Below are 19,666 nucleotides of genomic sequence, written 5' to 3' on the forward strand. Positions count from 1 at the left end.
TTCCTGAGGGGTTCGCGGGCATTGCGCCAACGGCGAACGAGGTGGCGGAACACCCTGTGCGGGGCGCAAGTTGGACAGGACAACCGGGTCACGAACGCCTCACGAACCTCCGCAGGACGCGGACGGGAGTGAACGTGTCGGAGCTCGGGTCTAGCATCGGAATGGTTCGTGGGGGACTTGCTCCCGCGGACTCGACCACCCGCGAGGAGCGCCGCATGTTCGAGAGGTTCACCGACCGCGCCCGACGGGTCGTCGTCCTGGCCCAAGAAGAGGCCCGGATGCTCAACCACAACTACATCGGGACCGAGCACATCCTGCTCGGCCTGATCCACGAGGGCGAAGGCGTCGCCGCCAAGGCCCTCGAGTCGCTGGGCATCTCCCTGGACGCGGTCCGCGAGCAGGTCCAGGAGATCATCGGCCAGGGCCAGCAGGCCCCGTCCGGTCACATCCCCTTCACCCCCCGCGCCAAGAAGGTCCTCGAGCTGTCGCTGCGCGAAGCGCTGCAGCTGGGCCACAACTACATCGGGACCGAGCACATCCTGCTCGGCCTCATCCGCGAGGGTGAGGGCGTCGCCGCCCAGGTGCTCGTCAAGCTCGGCGCCGACCTGAACCGCGTGCGGCAGCAGGTCATCCAGCTGCTCTCGGGCTACCAGGGCAAGGAGCCCGCGACCGCCGGCGGTCCCCAGGAGGGCACCCCGTCCGGGTCGCTCGTCCTCGACCAGTTCGGGCGCAACCTGACCCAGGCTGCCCGCGAGGGCAAGCTCGACCCGGTCATCGGTCGCGACCCGCAGATCGAGCGCGTCATGCAGGTCCTGTCCCGTCGCACGAAGAACAACCCGATCCTCATCGGTGAACCGGGGGTCGGCAAGACCGCCGTCGTCGAGGGGCTCGCGCAGTCCGTCGTGCGCGGCGAGGTGCCGGAGACGCTGAAGGACAAGCAGATCTACACGCTCGACCTCGGCGCCCTCGTCGCCGGCTCGCGCTACCGCGGTGACTTCGAGGAGCGCCTGCGCAAGGTCCTCAAGGAGATCCGCACCCGCGGCGACATCATCCTGTTCATCGACGAGATCCACACCCTCGTCGGGGCCGGTGCCGCCGAGGGCGCGATCGACGCCGCCTCGATCCTCAAGCCGATGCTCGCGCGCGGTGAGCTGCAGACCATCGGGGCGACGACCCTCGACGAGTTCCGCAAGCACATCGAGAAGGACCCGGCCCTGGAGCGTCGCTTCCAGCCGATCCAGGTCCCGGAGCCGACGCTGGCCCACGCCATCGAGATCCTCAAGGGTCTGCGCGACCGCTACGAGGCCCACCACCGCGTCTCGATCACGGACGCGGCCCTGGTCGCGGCCGCGACGCTGGCCGACCGCTACGTCAACGACCGCTACCTGCCCGACAAGGCGATCGACCTGATCGACGAGGCCGGCGCCCGGTTGCGCATCCGCCGCATGACCGCACCGCCGGACCTGCGCGAGTTCGACGAGCGCATCGCCGACGTCCGCCGTGAGAAGGAGAGCGCGATCGACGCGCAGGACTTCGAGAAGGCCGCGTCCCTGCGTGACGGCGAGAAGAAGCTGCTGGCGCAGAAGGGCGAGCGCGAGAAGCAGTGGAAGTCCGGCGACATGGACGTCATCGCCGAGGTCGACGAGGAACTGATCGCCGAGGTCCTGGCCACCGCCACGGGCATCCCGGTCGTCCGGTTGACCGAGGAGGAGTCCACGCGATTGCTCCACATGGAAGACGAGCTGCACAAGCGCGTCATCGGCCAGAACGACGCCATCAGGGCGCTGTCCCAGGCGATCCGACGCACCCGCGCGGGGTTGAAGGACCCCAAGCGTCCCGGTGGTTCCTTCATCTTCGCCGGCCCCACCGGTGTGGGTAAGACGGAGCTGGCGAAGGCGTTGGCGGAGTTCCTCTTCGGTGAGGAGGACGCCCTCATCCAGCTGGACATGTCGGAGTTCTCCGAGAAGCACACCGTCTCGCGCCTCTTCGGCTCGCCTCCCGGCTACGTCGGCTACGAAGAGGGCGGTCAGCTGACGGAGAAGGTGCGACGCAAGCCCTTCAGCGTCGTGCTCTTCGACGAGGTCGAGAAGGCCCACCCGGACATCTTCAACTCGTTGCTGCAGATCCTGGAGGACGGTCGCCTGACCGACTCCCAGGGCCGCATGGTCGACTTCAAGAACACCGTGATCATCATGACGACGAACCTGGGGACGCGGGACATCTCCAAGGGCGTCGGCACCGGGTTCGCCGCGGGGTCGCAGACCTCGCAGACGAACTACGACCGGATGAAGTCGAAGGTCAACGACGAGCTCAAGCAGCACTTCCGGCCCGAGTTCCTCAACCGCGTCGATGACATCGTCGTGTTCCCGCAGCTGACGCAGGAGGAGATCGTCCAGATCGTCGACCTGTTCATCAAGCGGGTGGACGACCGGTTGAAGGACAAGGACATGGGCATCGAGCTCACGCCGTCGGCGAAGGTCCTGCTGGCGACGAAGGGCTACGACCCGGTCCTGGGGGCTCGTCCGTTGCGCCGCACCATCCAGCGCGACATCGAGGACGTCCTGTCCGAGAAGATCCTCTTCGGCGAACTCCGCGCCGGCCAGATCATCTCGGTGGCCACCGAGGGCGAAGGGACCGAGCAGAAGTTCACCTTCGAGGGCACCTCGAAGGAAGACCTGCCCGTGACCGTCCCCGTCGGTGACACGATCGAGGACTGACCTCACCAGCACGACGGCCCGGCACCCTTCTGGGGTGCCGGGCCGTTCTGCGTCCACGCCGGCCCGAGGGGGATCGTTGACTCCACGAGGACATTCGACGTCACCGTTGGGCCAACGCTCCCGGCGAGTGGGACCGGGGAGGCAACGATCCCACCGGCTCGTGCGCCGCACTGCGTCTGGGAGGATCACGGGGTGCCGACCGGATCCGACGTCCTCGTCCGTCCCGCCCGGACGGGAGACATTCCCGAGGTCCGACGGCTCGTCGAGGTCTACGCGCGCCAGCGCATCCTGCTGGGCAAGGAGCTCATCACCCTCTACGAAGCCGTCCAGGAGTTCGTCGTCGCCGAGCTCCGCGACGAGAACGGCGCCCGGGTCGTGGGGTGCGGGGCGATGCACGTGCTCTGGGAGGACCTCGCCGAGGTCCGCACCCTGGCCGTCGACCCGGCCGTCCGAGGGTCCGGTGCGGGCGGCAGGATCCTCGAGGCGCTGCTGCAGCGCGCGGACGACCTCGGGGTCACCCGGTTGTTCTGCCTCACCTTCGAGACCGCGTTCTTCGCACGACACGGCTTCGTCGAGATCGAGGGGACCCCGGTCGAGCCGGAGGTCTACGCCGAGATGCTCCGCAGCCACGACGAGGGGGTCGCGGAGTTCCTCGACCTCGCTCGCGTCAAACCGAACACGTTGGGCAACAGCAGGATGCTGCGGGTCGTCCCCGCGGCGGGTGGAGGGAACCGATGAGCAGCACGACGGTGATCGTCATGGGCGTCTCCGGCAGCGGGAAGACGACGCTGGCGCAAGGCCTCGCGGAGTCGAAGGGCTGGACCTTCGCCGAGGGCGACGAGTTCCACTCCGAGGCCAACGTCGCCAAGATGGCGTCCGGGCACCCCCTGACCGACGAGGACCGCTGGCCGTGGCTGCAGTCCATCGCCGACTGGATCGGGGAGCGGGAGGCCGCGGGGGAGTCCGTCGTCGTCACCTGCTCGGCGCTGAAGCGGGTCTACCGGGACCTGCTGGCCAAGGACAACCCCTCCGTCGTCTTCTGCGAGCTCCAGGTCCCGGCCGAGGTCCTGGAGCAGCGGATGGCCGAGCGGAAGAACCACTACATGCCGGCGTCGCTGCTGCGCAGCCAGCTGGACACCCTCGAAGACCTCCACCCCGACGAGCGCGGGTTCCGGGTCCGGGTGCAGGGTGGTCCCGATCACGTGCTGAACGAGGTGCTCCGACACCTCTGACCCCGGAGGTGTCGATGCCGACCGCCCTGACGACCGCACTCCCCACGGCCGCGGCGGCCGCCGCCTGGACGGGGCACGACACCCGGCTGGTGGTGGCGGCGCTGCTCGGCATCGCCGTCGTCGTCCTGTCCGTGTCCTGGGCCAAGCTGAACCCCTTCATCGGGCTGCTGCTCGGCTCCGCGGCCCTCGGCCTCGTCGCCGGGCTGTCGGTCCAGGACATCGTGACGTCCTTCTCGATCGGTCTCGGCGACGCCGACGGGACCGCCGGCGGGGCGGGCAAGACGTTCGCCGACGTCGGGATCCTCGTCGCCCTCGGGGCGGTGCTGGGCCGGTTCCTCGCCGACTCCGGCGGGGCGAACCTCATCGTGGACCGCATCGTCGACCGGGTGCCCGCCAAGGGCCTGCCGTGGGCGCTGGCCGGTGCCGCCGCCCTCGTGGGCCTGCCGCTGTTCTTCGAGATCGGCCTCGTGCTGCTGGTCCCGATCGTGCTGCTCGTCGTCCGGCGCACCGGCCGTCCCGTCCTGGCCCTCGGCATCCCGGCCCTGGCCGGGTTGTCCGTGCTGCACGGGTTCGTCCCGCCGCACCCCGGGCCGCTGGTGGCCATCGCCAACCTCAACGCCGACCTGGGGTTGACCCTCGGGTTCGGGCTGCTGCTCGCCATCCCCACCGTCATCATCGCCGGGCCGCTGCTGGCCCCGCTCGTGTCCCGCTTCGGACCCCAGGACGCCGAGCACCTCCCGACCTCCGGGGGCGACCTCGGCGGCGCGGAGGAGGGCGGACGCCGGCCCAGCTTCGCGGGCACCCTGACGGTCGTGCTGCTGCCGGTGGCCCTGATGCTGGCCCGCGCGATCGCCGAGATCGTCTCCGAGAAGGGCAACGCGGTCCACGACGTGCTCTACGCGCTCGGCACCCCGCTGGTCGCGCTGCTCATCGGCGCCCTCGCCGCCATCCCGCTGCTCGGCCTCGCCGTGGGGATGGACCGCCGCAAGATCGGTTCCACCATCGACGCCTCGCTGCCGCCGATCGCGTCCACGCTGCTCGTCATCGCCGCCGGCGGTGGGTTCAAGCAGGTCCTCATCGACGCGAAGGTCGGCGACCTCGTCGGTCAGCAGGCCGCCGCGCTGAGCCTGTCGCCGCTGGTCCTGGGCTGGCTCGTCGCCGTCCTCATCCGCCTCGCGACCGGGTCAGCGACCGTCGCCACGATCACCGCCGCGGGCATCGTGGCCCCGCTCGCGGGGGACCTCTCCGCCAACCACCTCGCCCTGCTGGCCCTGGCCGTCGGGGCCGGCTCGCTGTTCTTCTCCCACGTCAACGACGTCGGGTTCTGGCTGGTCAAGCAGTACTTCGGCCTCACCGTGGGGCAGACGCTGAAGAGCTGGTCGGTCATGGAGACCGTCATCTCGGTGTGCGGTCTCGGCGGTGTCCTGCTCCTCAGCCTGGCCTTCTGACCCGCGGACGGGGCGGGGTGGGAGGGTTGGGGGTGTGGACGGCGACCTCGTGGTGAACCGCCGGGTGACGATCCCGGAGGCGGAACTCCGCGAACGGTTCTCCCGCTCCAGCGGGCCCGGCGGGCAGGGTGTCAACACCACCGACTCCCGCGTCGAGCTGACCTTCGACCTCGAACGGTCGCCGTCGGTCCCCGAGGACCTGCGCGAACGCGCGCTGGGGCGCCTGGAGGGCAGGCTCGTCGACGGCACCCTCACCGTCGCGGCCCAGGAGCACCGCGCTCAGCTGCGCAACCGGGCGGCTGCCGCGGAACGGTTGCGCAGCCAGCTCGCGGCCGCGTTCGCCCCCGAGCCGGCCAAGCGGCGACCCACGAAACCCACCCGGGGTTCGCAACGTCGCCGGCTGGAGACGAAGCGTCAGCGCAGCGACACCAAACGCCTGCGCCGCTCCACCGACGACTGACCCGTGCTCAGGAGCGGGGGAGGGTGAAGCGGCCGTCGGGGAGGGGTTCGACGAGACCGTCGGACACCAGCCCGTCGAGACAGCGCCCGCGTTGGGCAGCGTCCGACCAACAGGCGGCGAGCTCCTCCGCGGTGACCGGTTCCGAGGACGCGCGGAGGACCGCGAGCAGCTTCCCCCGCACCTGACGGTCGGTCCCGGCCCAGGCCTGCCCGCGGCGGGGCGGGCTGGTGGGGGCGGGACGACCCGCCAGCACCCACGCGCACCGCGACACCCACGGGCACCGCCCGCACGAGGGAGAGCGCGCCGTGCAGACCAGCGCCCCGAGCTCCATGACGGCGACGGCCCAGCGGGCGGCGGTGGCCTCGTCGTCGGGCAGCAGGTCGACGGCCAGCCGGTTCTCGGCCGCGGTGAGCGAGGCGGCCGGTTCTGCCGTCCCGGTCACCGCACGGGCGTGCACCCGGCGGACGTTCGTGTCGACGACGGCGTGCTGCTGCCCGAACGCGAACGAGGCCACGGCCGCCGCGGTGTAGGCGCCGACGCCCGGCAGCGACAGCAGCTGCGCGTGCTCGGAGGGGACGAGACCACCGTGCTCGTCGCGGATCGCGACGGCCGCCGCGTGCAGGCGCAGCGCCCGGCGCGGGTAGCCGAGCCGGTTCCACATCCGCACGGCCTCGCCGGGCGGGTCGGCGGCCAGGTCGGTGGGCGTCGGCCAGCGCTGCATCCACGCCTCCCACTGCGGCAGCACCCGGACGACGGGGGTCTGCTGCAGCATCACCTCGCTCACCAGGACCCCCCAGGGCGAGCGGTCGGGCGCGCGCCACGGCAGGTCGCGGGCGTGGTCGGTGTACCAGTCCAGGACCGTGTCGTGCAGGTCCAGGACGTGGTCCGGGGTGGTGGTAGTCATCGCGGGGGATCGTCGCACGGCGCGCCTCCCGTCGCCCGACACGCCGGGCACCTACCTTTCCCCGGTGAGCAGCGTCCTGCACCCCGTCGGACCTGAGGACAAGGGCATCTACTGGCGACGACGCCTGGTGACCATCGTCGTACTGCTCGTGGTCATCGTGCTCGCCGTCGTCGGGATCCGCGCTCTCACCGCCACCGACGACGCCGCGGCCCAGGGCCAGAAGCTCGACCCCAGCCAGGTCGCCTCCACCCTCACCGCCGCCCCCGGTCCCAGCACCTCGCCCGGCGCCACCCCCACGGACAGCCCCACCGGCAGCGCGACCGGGTCGCCGACGGCGACCGGCACCGGGGCGGTCGCCCCGTGCGAACCCGCCGCGCTGAACGTCGCCCTCACCTCCGACGCCACCACCTACGGCCCCGGCAAGGCCCCGCGGTTCGTGCTCACCGTGACCAACACCTCCCAGACCGCCTGCACCGCCGAGATCGGCAGCGGCGTGCGGGGCCTCGTGGCGACCGACGCGTCGGGTGCCCAGGTGTGGTCCACGGCCGACTGCGAGGCCTCCACGGCGTCGCAGGTCTACACGATCCAGCCGTCCAAGAACCGCGCGATGACGACGGTCTGGTCGCGGCTGCACTCCGCCGCCGGCTGCCCCCCCGACCAGCAGGCCGTCGCCGACGGCAACTACACGGTGACGGCGACGTGGGACCAGATCGTGACCGCACCCCTCACGATCGCCCTCACGAGCTGACCGTCCCCGCGACCCACCTCGTGGGGCGCAGCCTCAGACGTAGCGTTCGAGGATCGAGCTCTCCGCCAGGCGCGAGAGCCCCTCGCGCACCGCGCGGGCACGCTGCTCACCGACACCGTCGACGGTCATGAGGTCGTCGATGCTCGCCGCGAGCAGCTTCTGCAGGTCGCCGAACTGGTCGACGAGACGTTCCACGATGGCGCCGGGCAACCGCGGGACCCGGTTGAGCAGGCGGAAACCCTTGGGGCTCACCGCGGAGTCGAGGGAGTCGCCCCCGACGGAGAACCCGAGGACGCGCGCGACCTGCGCGAGGTCCACGAGGTCGGACTGGTGCAACCCGGCGAGGTTCTCGAGGACCTGCTCCAGCGGACCCTCGTAGCGGCTCGCCTCGAGGTAGTCGCGGACGACGAGTTCACGGTCGGGACCGACCCCGCCGACGAGTTCGTCGAGCTGCAGCGAGAGCAGACGGCCGTCGACCCCGAGTTCGACGACGTAACCGGAGATCTCGTCGGCGATCCGGGAGACCATCTCGATGCGCTGCACGACCGAGCAGACGTCGCGGACGGTCACGAGGTCCTCGATCTCGAGGGCCGACAGCGTGCCCGTAACCTCGTCGAGGCGGGCGCGGTAGCGCTCGAGGGTCTGCAGCGCCTGGTTCGCGCGGCCGAGGATCGCGTCGGAACCCTCGAGGACGTAGCGGCGGTTCCCGGTGTAGACGGCGACGATCCGCATCGACTGCGACACGGAGATGACGGGGAAACCCGTCTGCTTCGCGACGCGTTCGGCGGTGCGGTGCCGGGTGCCGGACTCGCTGGTCTCGATCGAGGAGTCGGGGACCAGTTGCACTGCCGCGCGCACGATCCGGGACACGTCGCGGTCCAGGACGATCGCACCGTCCATCTTGGCCAGTTCCCGCAACCGGGTGGCCGAGAACTCGACGTCCAGGGTGAAACCCCCGGTGCACAACGAGTCCACGACGCGGTCCAGACCGAGCACGATGAGGGCGCCCGTCCGACCGCGCAGGATGCGCTCGAGACCGTCGCGCAGTTCCGTCCCGGGCGCGATGATCGCCAGGGTCTGCCGCAGGACCTCGTCCGGCGTCCGGTCGACCACGGGTCACCCTCCGAAAACGATCGTCTCGCGCACATCCGAACCTGGTCGGAGTCTAACCGCGGTGCGGGTGGGACGGGTGGGTCGCCCTCGCGGAACCGGCTCAGACGTCGTCGGGGCGCAGTGCGCGGAGCGCTTCGAGGGCCTCGCGGATGGTCGCGACCTCGATGATCGCCGCCTTCGCCTTGGTCGCGCTGACGGCCTCCTTGGCCCCCGGCGGCGCGAGGATCCTGCGGTGCCCTAGCCGCGCGGCCTCGGCGATGCGCGGCCCGAGCATCGTGACCCGGCGGATGTCGCCGGAGAGCGAGACCTCCCCGATGGCCGCGACGTCCAGCGGCAGCGCGAACTCCTGGGCCGCGGAGGTGATCGCCAGGCAGATCGCCAGGTCGCTGCCCGGGTCGCTGGAGCGCATCCCGCCGACGGTCGCGGCGTAGACGTCCTTGTCGTAGAGGCGGACCTTCGCGATCCGGTCGGTGACGGCGATGAGCATCCCCACCCGGGAGACGTCGAGGCCGCTGACCCCGCGGCGGGGGTTGGGGGCGTTCGTCGGCGAGACCAGCGCCTGGATCTCGGCGATCAGCGGGCGCCGGCCCTCGACCGTCACCGTGATGCAGGTCCCCGGGACGGGCTGCTCGCGGGAGGCGCGGAACAGGCCGCTGGGGTCGGGCACCTCGACCATCCCGGCGTCGGTCTGCTCGAAGCAGGCGATCTCGTCGGCCGCGCCGTAGCGGTTCTTGACGGCCCGCAGCAGCCGCAGCGTGGTCTGGCGGTCGCCCTCCAGCGCCAGCGTCGTGTCGACGACGTGCTCGAGGGCCCGGGGCCCGGCGACCGTGGACTCCTTGGTCACCTGGCCGACGAGGCAGTGCGCGATGCCGCGGGACTTGGCGAGTCGCGTGAGGGTGCTCGCGACCTCCATCACCTGCGTCACCCCGCCGGCACGCCCCTCGACGTCGCCCGAGGCCATCGTCTGCACGGAGTCCACGATGACCAGCGCGACGTCGGGGCCGAGGGCGTCGAGGTGGCCGATCGCCTCGGCGAGGTCGTTGGTGTCGGCGAGGTAGAGGTGCTCCGACGTCGCGCCGATCCGGCGGGCCCGCACCGCGATCTGCTCGACCGACTCCTCGCCCGAGACGTAGAGCACGGGGCGTCCCGTCGACTTCGCCACGCTGTCCGCCGTGGTCAGCAGCAGGGTGCTCTTCCCGGCCCCCGGCTCACCCGAGAGCAGCAGCACCTGTCCGGGGACGAGGCCGCCCCCGAGGACCCGGTCGAACTCCGTCAGTCCCGTGCTGAGCCGGTTCTTCACCTCGGCGCTGCTGATCTCGGAGATGCGCCGCGCGGGCCGGACCGGTGCGCTGCCCGTGGCGGAGGCCCGCAGACCCACGACCCGCGTCGACCCGACCTCCTCGACGGTGCTCCAGGCCTGGCACTCCCCGCAGCGCCCGACCCACTTCGCCGTGCTCCAGCCGCACTCGGTGCAGCGGTAGGAGGGTCGGGCGGTCTTGCTGGTGGTCTTCACAGGCACGTCAGGAACCGTAGACGGCGGCTCCGACAGAGGGGACACGACACGGCCCGCCCTCCCGGAGGGGAGAGCGGGCCGTGTCGGAGCGGAGTGGCGGGTCAGACCCCGTAGAGGACCTTCATCGTGGTCATCAGGATGCCCAGCGTGGCGAAGACGAAGCTCGGAACGAAGGCGAGGATCGCGGCGCCGATGCTGCCGCTCTTGCGGTAGAGCAGGTAGGCCGAGAAGACCATGACGAGCGCGCCGGCGAGGGTGAAGGCCAACCCGACGACGATCCGGGCGCCCGGCGCCGCCTCGTAGGGGTTCGCCCCCAGCAGGAGCAGCGGGACGACCCCCGCCAGGACCAGGCCCACGACCCAGATGCCCAGGGCCAGGACCGTCCCGGGTGTGGGCCTCGTCCACTTCATGGGGGCCAGCGCCCGCTGTTCCTCGTGCTGGACCGGCGGGGTGGCGTGCGCGCTCATGCCTCCATCATCCACCGTCAGGACCCTCCGTGACGACCCAGGTCGCAACTGCTTCCCTCCGACGTCCACGCCGACGTCCACGCCGACTCCTACGCCGCGTGGGTGAGGACCTCTGGGGTTGCGTGCCGGACCGGTCGACACCCACTGGGTGCCGGGGGAACGCGTCGTGGGGTGGCAACTGTTCGAGGGAGACCTCGAGCGGGACTTCCAGCGTGCCCGCAACCGGGCCCGCTCGCGGTACTTCGTCCCGACGGCCCTGCTGGGGCTGGTCATGTTCGACGTCTACGCCCTCGTCGACCTCGCCCTCGCCCCGCAGGTCCTGGCCTTCTCGCTGCTGCTGCGCCTGGGGATCGTGACGCCGCTCGTGCTGACCGGTCTCGTCGTCCGGAACCGGCGGCTGCGCGCCGAACCGGCCTCGGGCATCGACGGCCCGCTCGTCGCCGCGGCCGCCGTGCTCGTGGTGCTCGCGATCGCCGCCGTCCAGTACCGAGCCCCGGCGGCCCTGGGGGGCGCCTACTTCGGAGGCGCCTTCATCGTCGTCGTGTTCTTCGTGACCCTGCTGCGCTCCGACGTCCGGCGTGCCGCCGCCTCCCTCGTCGCCATGCTCGCCGCCGTCGCCTGGGGGCAGGCCCTCATCGGGGCCGACGCCGCGGCGACCCAGGTCGCGGCGCTGCTCGCGGTCGCCGTCAGCGGGATGTTCGGCCTCGTGATGGCCGGCAGCGTGGAGAGCAGCGACCGGGCCCGCTTCCTCGCCGAGCGCCGTGAGCGCGCGCTGGACGCGGAACGCGAGGAGCTCATCGCGGCGCTCGACGAGGCCGCCCACCGCGACGAGATGACGGGCCTGCTGAACCGGCGCGGGCTGCAGCAGCGGCTGCCCGCCGAGGGCACCTCCGTCGGGGTCCTCGTGGTCGACGTCGACCACTTCAAGGCCTACAACGACGCGTTCGGACACCTCGAGGGCGACCGGTGCCTCACGCTGGTGGCGGAGACCCTCGCCGCCCACGCGCGGCCGGGGGACGTCGTGGCCCGCTTCGGTGGGGAGGAGTTCGCCGTGCTGCTCGAAGGCGCCGACCGTGAGGACGTCCTCGCCGCGGGTGAGCGGCTGCGCGCTGCCGTGCGCGACCTCGCCCGCCCGCACCCCTCCCGCCCCGACGGCGGCGACGTCGTGACCATCAGCGTCGGGGTGGCCGTGGGGACGTGGAAGAGCGCGCTGGCCGCCGCGGACGACGCCGTCTACGCGGCGAAGTCCGCCGGCCGCGACCGCGTGCTGGCGGCGACCCGGTGAGGCGCGCCCCGTTCCTGCGGCTGGGGGAGACGCTGCGCGCGCTCGGCCTGCCCGCCGTCTCACCCAGCTACGAGGCGCTCGCCCGCGAGGCCAGCGACGAGGTCCTGGTCACCGACCCGAGCGGACGGGTGTCCTTCACCTCGCCCACCTTCAGCCGGCGCTGGGACCTCGACCGGTGGGCACTGGTCGGCAGTGACGCCTTCGACTGGGTCGTGCCCGAGGACCGCGACGCGGCCCGCGCACGCCTCCTGGCCGCGTGCGTCATGGGGGCCGGGCCCGTCGACAGCGAGCACCGCTTCGTCGTGCGCGCCACGGGCGAGGTCCGCTGGTGCCGCGTCCGCTTCAGCGACGCCCGCCACGTCCGCGGGGTCGGCGGGGTCGTCTGGAACGCCCGGGACATCACCGAGGACAAGCGCAACGTCGAGGCGCTGCGCCACCTCGCCGCCCACGACCCGCTGACCGGACTGCCCAACCGGCGTGAGCTCTTCGACGGGTTCCGCGCCGCCCTGCACGCCGGGGACGACACCGCGTTGCTGGTGCTGAGCCTGGACGGGCTGAAGGCCGTCAACGACCGGCACGGTCACGCGGTCGGCGACGAGGTCGTCTGCCGGATCGCGGAGCGCCTGACCGACGTCGTCGGGAACGTTGGCGGCGGGGGTGGGCGGCTCCACCGCCTCGACGGCGACGAGTTCGCCGTGCTGCTGCGCGGTGCCGAACCCGAGGTCCACCGGGCCCTGCCCGTCCTGGCCGACCGCGCCGTCGACGCGGTCCGCGAGCCCCTGTCCGTCCTCGGCCGGACGGTGGCGATCACCGCCAGCGTCGGGACGGCCGTGCTGTCGGTGGCCGACGCGCCCGCCGACGCGGACGAGGCCGGACGGCAGTTGTTCCAGCAGGCCGGGGTCGCGGTGACGGCCGCGAAGTCCGGCGGCCGCGACCGCTGGATCCCGTTCTCGCGCAGCCTGCTCGACAGCGCCCACGACCGGGCCGAGCTGGCGGCGGACCTGCGGCGGGCGCTCGACGCCGACGGGGAGGGACTGCGGGTGCTCTACCAGCCGCTGGTCGACCTCGAGCGGTCCGCGACGGTCGGCTTCGAGGCCCTCGTGCGCTGGGACCACCCCACCCGCGGGTCCGTCCCGCCCTCGGTGTTCGTCGCGATCGCCGAGGAGTCGGACACGATCATCGCGCTCGGGGCGTTCGTCCTGGACACCGCGCTCGCCGCCGCGGTGGACCTGCAGCGTTCCTCCGGACGCGACGACCTCGAGATCAGCGTCAACCTCTCCGGGCACCAGCTGCGCCGGCCGGGGATCGTCGACGACGTCGCGCAGGCGTTGCGGCGGCACGGGGTGGAACCCTCGCGGCTCTGCCTCGAGGTCACCGAGAGCGTCGCCGTCGCCGACCTCTCCGCGGCGGGGAACACGTTGCAGCAGCTGCGGTCCCTCGGCGTGCTGATCGCCCTCGACGACTTCGGGACGGGGTACTCCTCGCTGTCCTACCTGCGCCGGCTGCCCGTCGACATCCTCAAGATCGACAAGTCGTTCGTGGACGACCACGCCGACGCCGTCGGGGCCGCGGTCCTCTCCGGCATCGTCACGCTGAGCTCGGCGCTGGGTCTGGTGACCGTGGCCGAGGGCATCGAGACCGACCAGTCCCACGCCGTCGTCCGGGGGGCGGGGTGCACGTGGGGACAGGGCTACCTCTTCGCCCGGCCGCTGGCGCTCGCGGACGCGCGGCAGCACCTCGCGGTGGAGGCTCAGAACTCCCGGGACCGCAGCACGACGGCGTAGTCCACGCGGGTCCCGGCGTGCTCGGCGAGGATCTCCTGCGCCTGGCGCGGGGGGAACTCGATGCCGACGACGGCCTCGAGGTCCTCGCGGCGCTCGAACTCCCAGGCGACGTCGAGGCGTTGCACGGACCACCCGCGCCGCGCGAAGAACCGGTCGACCGCGACGGCGTCGTAGCGCGGCAGCGACCGCTGGAACCAGCGCCCGAAGGTGGAGCGGGTCGCGTCGTTGTCGACGACGAACGCCGTCCCGCCGCGGCGCACGACCCGGTCGAGCTCGGCGAGGCCGGGTTCGCAGCCCGGGCCGAAGAAGTAGGCCCAGCGCGCGTGCACGACGTCGACGCTCGCGTCCGGCAGCGGCAGCGCGCCGGCCTCGCCGTGCAGGACGCGGACCCCGTCGATCCCGCGGACCCGGTGCAGCGCACGGCGCAGCAACGGGGGGTGGGGTTCGACGCCGGTGACCGAGCGGGCCCGCTCCGCGAACCGCGGGAGGTGGAACCCCGTGCCGCAGCCGACGTCGAGGACGTCGGCCCCCGACCAGTCGTGCGTGCGGCGCACGGCCGCCTCGAGGAGCCCGCCGCGGTCGAACGCCAGGTTCTCCAGCTCGTAGACGTCGGGGGAGTTCCAGACGTTCGGGCTGGGGATGACCGAACCGCTCACCGGCCGGCACGGCCCGGGTCGGCGGGGTGGACGGTGAGGGGCAGGAGGCGCCGGTGCGCGGAACCGTCGCGCGATCGCGACACGAGGGCCTCGCAGTGCCGCGCGAGTTCCTCGTAGGGGCGGTCGCCGATCATCTCGCGCAGTTCGTTCTCGCAACTGCGGAACACCGGCCGGGTGCCGATGTGGGCGGCGGGGTTGCCGGTGCAGTACCAGTCGAGGTCGTGGCCGCCCTCGCCCCAGCCGCGCCGGTCGTACTCGGCGATGCTGACCTCGAGGTAGGTGGTCCCGTCGCCGCGGGTGACCGTGCGGTAGGAGCGCTTCAGCGGCAGCTGCCAGCAGACGTCGGGCTTGTGCTCCAGCGGGTCGACGCCGTCGCGCAGGGCCTGCTGGTGCAGGGCGCAGCCGGCCCCGGCGGCGAAACCGGGCCGGTTGGCGAGGATGCAGCCACCCTGGTGGACGCGGGTCTTGCGGGCGCCGTCCTCGACCTCGGTCCAGCCGCCGTTCTCCTTCTGACCCTCCTCGAAGAACTGCCAGGTCTCCGGGGTGAGCTTCTTCACGATCTTCGCGACGCGCTTCTCGTCGGCCTTCTCGGTGAAGTGGGCGCCGAGCGCGCAGCAGCCGACGTCGGGGCGGTCGGCGTAGATGCCGGGGCAGCCGTTGCCGAAGATGCAGGTGTAGTCGCTCGTCAGCCAGGTGAGGTCGATCCGGTAGACGGTGTCGGCGCCCTCCTCGGCGGAGAGACCGCGCTCGACGTCGTCGGGGTCGGGGAACTCCACCCACAGGCGGGCGGTGTCCAGCGGTGTCTCCTCGCTCACCGCTGCAGGGTAAGCGTGTTCTGGGGGTGGCGTGGCGTCCCATAGGGTCGCGGAATGCGTTTGGGCGTTCTCGACGTGGGCTCCAACACGGTCCACCTCCTCGTGGTCGACGCCCACCCGGGGGCACAGCCCCTGGCGGCGAACTCGATGCGTCGGCTGCTGCGGCTGGCCGAGCACCTGACCCCCGAGGGGGCGATCGACGACCCGGGGATCAGCGCGCTCACCGACGCCGTGGCGGCCGCCTCCGCCGCGGCCGAGGACGCCGGGGTGGAGGAGTTCCTGGCCTTCGCGACGAGCGCGGTGCGCGAAGCCGTCAACGGCGAGGCCGTCCTGGACCACGTCGAGGCGGCCACCGGGATCCGGTTGCAGGTCCTGCCGGGCACGGCCGAGGCCGACCTGACGTTCCTCGCCGTCCGCCGCTGGTTCGGTTGGTCGGCCGGGCGGCTGCTGGTGCTGGACATCGGCGGCGGCTCCCTGGAGATCGCCGCGGGTCTCGACGAGGCGCCCGACGTCTCCTTCTCGCTGCCGCTGGGAGCCGGGCGTCTCACCCGCGACCTCCTCGCCGGTGACCCGCCGGGCCCGACGGAGGTCCGCGACGCCCGCCGCTACGTCCGTCGTCAGATCGCCTCCCGCGTGCGCGACGTCACCCGCGCCGGCGTCCCCGACCGCGTCGTCGTGACGAGCAAGACCTTCCGCAGCCTGGCCCGCCTGTGCGGGGCCGCGCCCAGCGGCGAGGGGCCCACGGTGCGCCGGGAGCTGCGCCTGGCCGACCTGTCGCCGTGGATCCCGCGGCTGGCGGAGATGCGGGTGAAGCAGCGGGTCGAGCTGGCCGGCGTCAGCGCCGAGCGGGCCCCGCAGGTCCTTGCCGGGGCGCTGGTCGCCGAGGCGGCCTTCGAGCTCCTCGGGGTCGAGCAGGCGCTGGTCTGCCCGTGGGCGCTGCGCGAGGGGATCATCCTGCGCCGCCTCGACGCGATCGCGGCCGCCGGCGGGGTGGGCGACCGTTCCGCCGTGGCGGCGTTCTAGCGTGGCGCGCGTGAGCGATCCCGATCCCGGACACGTCCCCGTCGGCCTGTCGACGTCCTGCTCCTACCCGGAGTCCACGACGGCGGCCTTCGAGATCGCCTCCCGGCTGGGCTACGACGGCGTCGAGGTGATGGTCTGGACCGACCCGGTGAGCCAGGACGCGGCCGCGCTGCGCCGCCTCGTGGAGCACTACGAGGTGCCGGTGCTCTCGATCCACGCGCCGACGCTGCTGCTGACCCAGGGGATCTGGGGTGGTGGCGGTCCGTGGGGCAAGCTCGAGAGGAGCTGCGAACTCGCGGCCGAGCTGGGGGCCGGCACCGTCGTCGTGCACCCGCCGTTCCGCTGGCAGCGCCAGTACGCGACGGGTTTCGTCGCCGGGATCGAGGCGCTGGAGGACCGGACCGGGATCATCCTCGCCGTGGAGAACATGTTCCCCTGGCGGGCCCGGGGACGGGAGATCACCGCCTACGCCCCGAGCTGGGACCCCACCGCGATGGGCTACCGCAACCTCACCCTCGACTACAGCCACGCGGCGACGTCGGGCCAGGACTGCCTGGAGCTGACGAAGGACTTCGGGCCACGCCTCGCCCACGTCCACCTCTGCGACGGGACGGGGTCGGCCAAGGACGAGCACCTGGTGCCCGGCGACGGGATGCAGCCCGTCGCGGCGGCGCTGGCCGAGCTGGCGCGCACCGGGTTCCGGGGACAGGTGGTGGCCGAGGTGAACACCCGCAGGGCGCGGGGACGGGCCGCGCGCGAACGTGCCCTGGCCCGCACGCTCGAGTTCGCCCGGACGAACCTGGCCCGCACCCCCGAGGTGACGGCGTGACGCTCGCACTGGTCGGGGCCGGGGTGATGGGGCAGACCCTGCTCGGGGGGCTGCTGCGCGCGGGCCGCGACCCGGGGAGCGTCCTGGTCGTGGACCGCCGCGCGGGCCGGTCGAAGGAGCTGCACGAACGGTTCGGGGTCCGCGTCGTGGACGACGTGAGCGCGGTCGCGGGCGCCTCGACGGTCCTGCTCGCGGTGAAGCCGCAGGACCTGCTGAGCCTGCTGGACTCGATCGCCGACCACCTCGCGCCGGACGCGCTGGTCGTCTCGCTCGCGGCCGGGGTGACGACGGCGGCCATCGAGGCGCGGTTGGCGGCGGGCACGGCGGTGGTGCGGGTCATGCCGAACACGCCGTCGCTGGTGGACGAGGGGATGGCCGGGATCGCGGGCGGGTCCGCCTGCGGTGACGAGCAGCTCGCCGAGGCCGAGGACCTGCTGCGCTCCTGCGGGAGGACCGTCGTGCTGGCCGAGAAGCACCTGGACGCCGTGACCGCGTTGAGCGGTTCGGGCCCCGCCTACGTGTTCTACGTCGTGGAGGCGATGGTCGAGGCCGGGGTGCTGCTGGGGCTGCCGCGCGCGACGGCGACGGAGCTCGTCGTGCAGACGGTCGTGGGTGCGGGCGCCATGCTGCGGGAGACGGGTCAGCACCCCACCGTCCTGCGCGAGCAGGTCACCTCGCCCGCGGGCACGACGGCCGCGGCCCTGCGGCAGCTGGACGACTCCGGGGTCCGGGCCGCGCTGGTCTCGGCCGTGGAGGCGGCCGCGGCCCGTTCGAGGCAGTTGTCGGGCCAGTGACTCCCGACCGCTCGGCCCCCGAGAACGTGCAGGTCGTCTGGGACCCGGCCTTCAACCGCTACGACTTCGGCCGCTGGCACCCGATGGCGCCCGTGCGCCTGGACCTGACGGCGAGGTTGTGCCGCGAGTTCGGCCTCTTCGACCGGCCGGGGGTGCAGGTCGTGACCGCCGAACCGGCCGACGACGACCTCCTCACCAGCGTCCACGACCCGGCCTACGTCGCCGCGGTGAAGGCCGCCTCGGCGGACCCGCGGCAGGCGCAGGAGGTCTTCGGGCTCGGCACCGAGGACGACCCGGCCTTCCCCGGCATGCACGAGGCCGCGGCCCGGATCGTCGGGGGGTCCGTCGACCTCGGCCGGGCGCTCGTCGCCGGTCGCACGCTGCACGGCGTGAACTTCTGCGGGGGCATGCACCACGCGAAACCGGGCTGCGCCAGCGGGTTCTGCGTCTACAACGACGCGGCCGCCGCCATCGTGGCGATGCTGCGGGACGGGGCGGAGCGGGTGGTCTACGTCGACCTCGACTGCCACCACGGCGACGGCACCGAGCAGGTGTTCTGGGACGACCCGCGGGTCCTCACGATCAGCGTCCACGAGTCCGGCACGACGCTGTTCCCGGGGACGGGCTTCGCCGACGAGCTCGGGGGCCCGCAGGCCCTGGGCGGGGCGGTGAACCTGGCCCTGCCGGCCCGCACGGCCGACGCGGGGTGGTTGCGGGCCGTGCACGCGGTGGTCCCGCAGCTGGTCTCGGCCTTCGCGCCCGACGTGCTGGTGACCCAGCACGGCTGCGACACCCACAGCCTGGACCCGCTGGGGCACCTCGACGTCTCCCTCGACGCGCAGCGGGTCGCCGCCGCGTCGATGCACCGCCTCGCCCACGACGCCGCGGGCGGTCGCTGGCTGGCCCTGGGCGGGGGCGGCTACGAGGTCGTCGACGTCGTGCCGCGCACGTGGGCGCACCTGGTGGCGGAGGCCTCCGGGGAGCCGCTGGACCCGGCGGCGCGGGTGCCGGCGGGGTGGCTCGCGCACGTGCGCGAGGTGTTCGGCCGCGACGCCCCCACGGTGATGACGGACGGTGAGCCGGGGACGTTCACGGGGTGGGAGTCGGGGTACGACCCGGCCGACCCGGTGGACCGGGCGATCCTCGCGACCCGCCGTGCGGCCTTCCCGTTGCACGGTCTGGACCCCGAGTTCGACTGAGGTCCAGAAATTTTTACGGAGCGTAATGCCTGATCACGGGCTGTTCAGGTCACGCTGAGTGACTCTTTGAGCACGCAGATCTTCCACCCACGTCACACCTGCCCCTACAGTGGTCACAGAACGCGCCCCCACCGGGCCGTCCGCGGGGGACAGCGCGCCGATGGCGCGCGAACTGAAGGGTGCTGTGGGGATGCCTGAGGATCGCCCGCTGTCCGAGGTCCGGTTCCTGACCGTCGCCGAGGTCGCGTCGATGATGCGCGTGTCGAAGATGACGGTGTACCGGTTGGTGCACAACGGAGAGCTGCCCGCGGTGCGGGTCGGCCGCTCCTTCCGGGTGCCCGAGGCCGCCGTCCACGAGTACCTGCGACAGTCCTACATCGACACCGCCTGACCCTCGGGGACCTCGGGGGTGACGCGCCGGGCGATCGCGGCCGGTTCGACCGCTAGACTCGACGACGGTCTGCTGCGCGAGCGGCACAGCTTTGTGATGGACCGTCGTCGGGGTCGGCACGCGCCTGCCCCGGGGACAATCAGCACCAGCCGACATCGAAGTGAGCGAGGACCCCTTGGGCTCTGTCATCAAGAAGCGTCGCAAGCGCATGGCGAAGAAGAAGCACCGCAAGTTGCTTCGCCGCACGCGTCACCAGCGTCGCAACAAGAAGTGATCCACGCGGAGGGC

Annotated in this window: 20 protein-coding genes; 14 read left to right on the forward strand and 6 right to left on the reverse strand. The window is 72.5% G+C overall.

Annotated elements, in window-relative coordinates; translation table 11 throughout:
* The first annotated feature begins 215 nt into the window (after positions 1 to 215).
* From ACFQ46_RS06240 to arfB, 5 genes are all read left to right on the forward strand, one after another.
* Positions 216 to 2,717, forward strand: a complete 2,502-nt coding sequence (locus ACFQ46_RS06240; RefSeq protein WP_380258209.1) for an ATP-dependent Clp protease ATP-binding subunit — start codon at positions 216 to 218, stop codon at positions 2,715 to 2,717.
* Between the two features lie 192 nt (positions 2,718 to 2,909).
* Positions 2,910 to 3,455: an amino-acid N-acetyltransferase gene (locus ACFQ46_RS06245; RefSeq protein ID WP_328294525.1), complete on the forward strand. Its 546-nt coding sequence runs from the start codon at positions 2,910 to 2,912 to the stop codon at positions 3,453 to 3,455.
* Positions 3,452 to 3,949: a gluconokinase gene (locus ACFQ46_RS06250; RefSeq protein ID WP_380258211.1), complete on the forward strand. Its 498-nt coding sequence runs from the start codon at positions 3,452 to 3,454 to the stop codon at positions 3,947 to 3,949. The genes ACFQ46_RS06245 and ACFQ46_RS06250 overlap by 4 nt, the downstream gene beginning before the upstream one ends.
* Positions 3,950 to 3,963: 14 nt before the next feature.
* Positions 3,964 to 5,397: a gluconate:H+ symporter gene (locus ACFQ46_RS06255; protein WP_380258213.1), complete on the forward strand. Its 1,434-nt coding sequence runs from the start codon at positions 3,964 to 3,966 to the stop codon at positions 5,395 to 5,397.
* A gap of 34 nt (positions 5,398 to 5,431) precedes the next feature.
* Positions 5,432 to 5,857, forward strand: coding sequence for an alternative ribosome rescue aminoacyl-tRNA hydrolase ArfB (gene arfB, locus ACFQ46_RS06260; protein ID WP_328294528.1), 426 nt, complete (start codon positions 5,432 to 5,434; stop codon positions 5,855 to 5,857).
* Positions 5,858 to 5,864: 7 nt separating this feature from the next.
* Here arfB and ACFQ46_RS06265 read toward each other — a convergent pair whose 3' ends face one another.
* Positions 5,865 to 6,761, reverse strand: a complete 897-nt coding sequence (locus ACFQ46_RS06265; protein ID WP_380258215.1) for an A/G-specific adenine glycosylase — start codon at positions 6,759 to 6,761, stop codon at positions 5,865 to 5,867.
* Between the two features lie 64 nt (positions 6,762 to 6,825).
* On the opposite strand from ACFQ46_RS06265, the gene ACFQ46_RS06270 reads away from it, so the two are divergent.
* Positions 6,826 to 7,509, forward strand: coding sequence for a hypothetical protein (locus tag ACFQ46_RS06270; RefSeq protein WP_380258217.1), 684 nt, complete (start codon positions 6,826 to 6,828; stop codon positions 7,507 to 7,509).
* A 33-nt stretch (positions 7,510 to 7,542) separates the two neighbouring features.
* Here the strand turns inward: ACFQ46_RS06270 and disA are convergent, their stop codons facing one another.
* The 3 genes from disA to ACFQ46_RS06285 all read right to left on the reverse strand — a co-directional run bounded on the left by disA (position 7,543) and on the right by ACFQ46_RS06285 (position 10,602).
* Positions 7,543 to 8,622: a DNA integrity scanning diadenylate cyclase DisA gene (gene disA, locus ACFQ46_RS06275; RefSeq protein WP_380258219.1), complete on the reverse strand. Its 1,080-nt coding sequence runs from the start codon at positions 8,620 to 8,622 to the stop codon at positions 7,543 to 7,545.
* Between the two features lie 100 nt (positions 8,623 to 8,722).
* A complete protein-coding gene (gene radA, locus ACFQ46_RS06280) occupies positions 8,723 to 10,141 on the reverse strand; it encodes a DNA repair protein RadA (protein ID WP_380258221.1) in 1,419 nt (472 codons plus the stop codon).
* Between the two features lie 95 nt (positions 10,142 to 10,236).
* Positions 10,237 to 10,602: a hypothetical protein gene (locus tag ACFQ46_RS06285; RefSeq protein WP_328294533.1), complete on the reverse strand. Its 366-nt coding sequence runs from the start codon at positions 10,600 to 10,602 to the stop codon at positions 10,237 to 10,239.
* 118 nt (positions 10,603 to 10,720) lie between these two features.
* Here ACFQ46_RS06285 and ACFQ46_RS06290 point away from each other — a divergent pair, with 118 nt between their 5' ends.
* Complete coding sequence (locus ACFQ46_RS06290) at positions 10,721 to 11,887, forward strand: diguanylate cyclase domain-containing protein (protein WP_380258224.1); 1,167 nt, start codon at positions 10,721 to 10,723, stop codon at positions 11,885 to 11,887.
* Positions 11,884 to 13,671: a putative bifunctional diguanylate cyclase/phosphodiesterase gene (locus tag ACFQ46_RS06295; RefSeq protein WP_380258226.1), complete on the forward strand. Its 1,788-nt coding sequence runs from the start codon at positions 11,884 to 11,886 to the stop codon at positions 13,669 to 13,671. The genes ACFQ46_RS06290 and ACFQ46_RS06295 overlap by 4 nt, the downstream gene beginning before the upstream one ends.
* On the opposite strand, the gene ACFQ46_RS06300 is transcribed toward ACFQ46_RS06295, so the two are convergent.
* Positions 13,638 to 14,327, reverse strand: coding sequence for a class I SAM-dependent methyltransferase (locus tag ACFQ46_RS06300; RefSeq protein ID WP_380258228.1), 690 nt, complete (start codon positions 14,325 to 14,327; stop codon positions 13,638 to 13,640). The two genes, ACFQ46_RS06295 and ACFQ46_RS06300, sit on opposite strands and share 34 nt — an antisense overlap.
* The gene (locus ACFQ46_RS06305) at positions 14,324 to 15,142 is read right to left on the reverse strand and encodes a hypothetical protein (protein WP_380258230.1); all 819 of its coding nucleotides are present in this window, start codon (positions 15,140 to 15,142) and stop codon (positions 14,324 to 14,326) included. The genes ACFQ46_RS06300 and ACFQ46_RS06305 overlap by 4 nt, the downstream gene beginning before the upstream one ends.
* Positions 15,143 to 15,196: 54 nt before the next feature.
* On the opposite strand from ACFQ46_RS06305, the gene ACFQ46_RS06310 reads away from it, so the two are divergent.
* From ACFQ46_RS06310 to ACFQ46_RS06335, 6 genes are all read left to right on the forward strand, one after another.
* The gene (locus ACFQ46_RS06310) at positions 15,197 to 16,165 is read left to right on the forward strand and encodes a Ppx/GppA family phosphatase (protein WP_380258232.1); all 969 of its coding nucleotides are present in this window, start codon (positions 15,197 to 15,199) and stop codon (positions 16,163 to 16,165) included.
* Between the two features lies 1 nt (position 16,166).
* A complete protein-coding gene (locus tag ACFQ46_RS06315) occupies positions 16,167 to 16,994 on the forward strand; it encodes a sugar phosphate isomerase/epimerase family protein (protein ID WP_380258234.1) in 828 nt (275 codons plus the stop codon).
* Between the two features lie 26 nt (positions 16,995 to 17,020).
* Positions 17,021 to 17,788 carry a pyrroline-5-carboxylate reductase gene (proC, locus tag ACFQ46_RS06320; protein WP_380258453.1) on the forward strand — a complete coding sequence of 256 codons (768 nt, stop codon included), beginning with the start codon at positions 17,021 to 17,023 and terminating at the stop codon, positions 17,786 to 17,788.
* 83 nt (positions 17,789 to 17,871) lie between these two features.
* A complete protein-coding gene (locus tag ACFQ46_RS06325) occupies positions 17,872 to 18,987 on the forward strand; it encodes an acetoin utilization protein AcuC (protein WP_380258455.1) in 1,116 nt (371 codons plus the stop codon).
* Positions 18,988 to 19,177: 190 nt separating this feature from the next.
* Positions 19,178 to 19,378 (forward strand): helix-turn-helix domain-containing protein, encoded by a 201-nt coding sequence (locus ACFQ46_RS06330; RefSeq protein ID WP_328294542.1) that lies wholly within the window; start codon positions 19,178 to 19,180, stop codon positions 19,376 to 19,378.
* A gap of 175 nt (positions 19,379 to 19,553) precedes the next feature.
* Positions 19,554 to 19,652, forward strand: coding sequence for a 30S ribosomal protein bS22 (locus ACFQ46_RS06335; RefSeq protein ID WP_012085056.1), 99 nt, complete (start codon positions 19,554 to 19,556; stop codon positions 19,650 to 19,652).
* The last annotated feature ends 14 nt before the right edge of the window (positions 19,653 to 19,666 follow it).

This window comes from Kineococcus sp. GCM10028916 (assembly GCF_042674865.1).
GTDB lineage: Bacteria > Actinomycetota > Actinomycetes > Actinomycetales > Kineococcaceae > Kineococcus.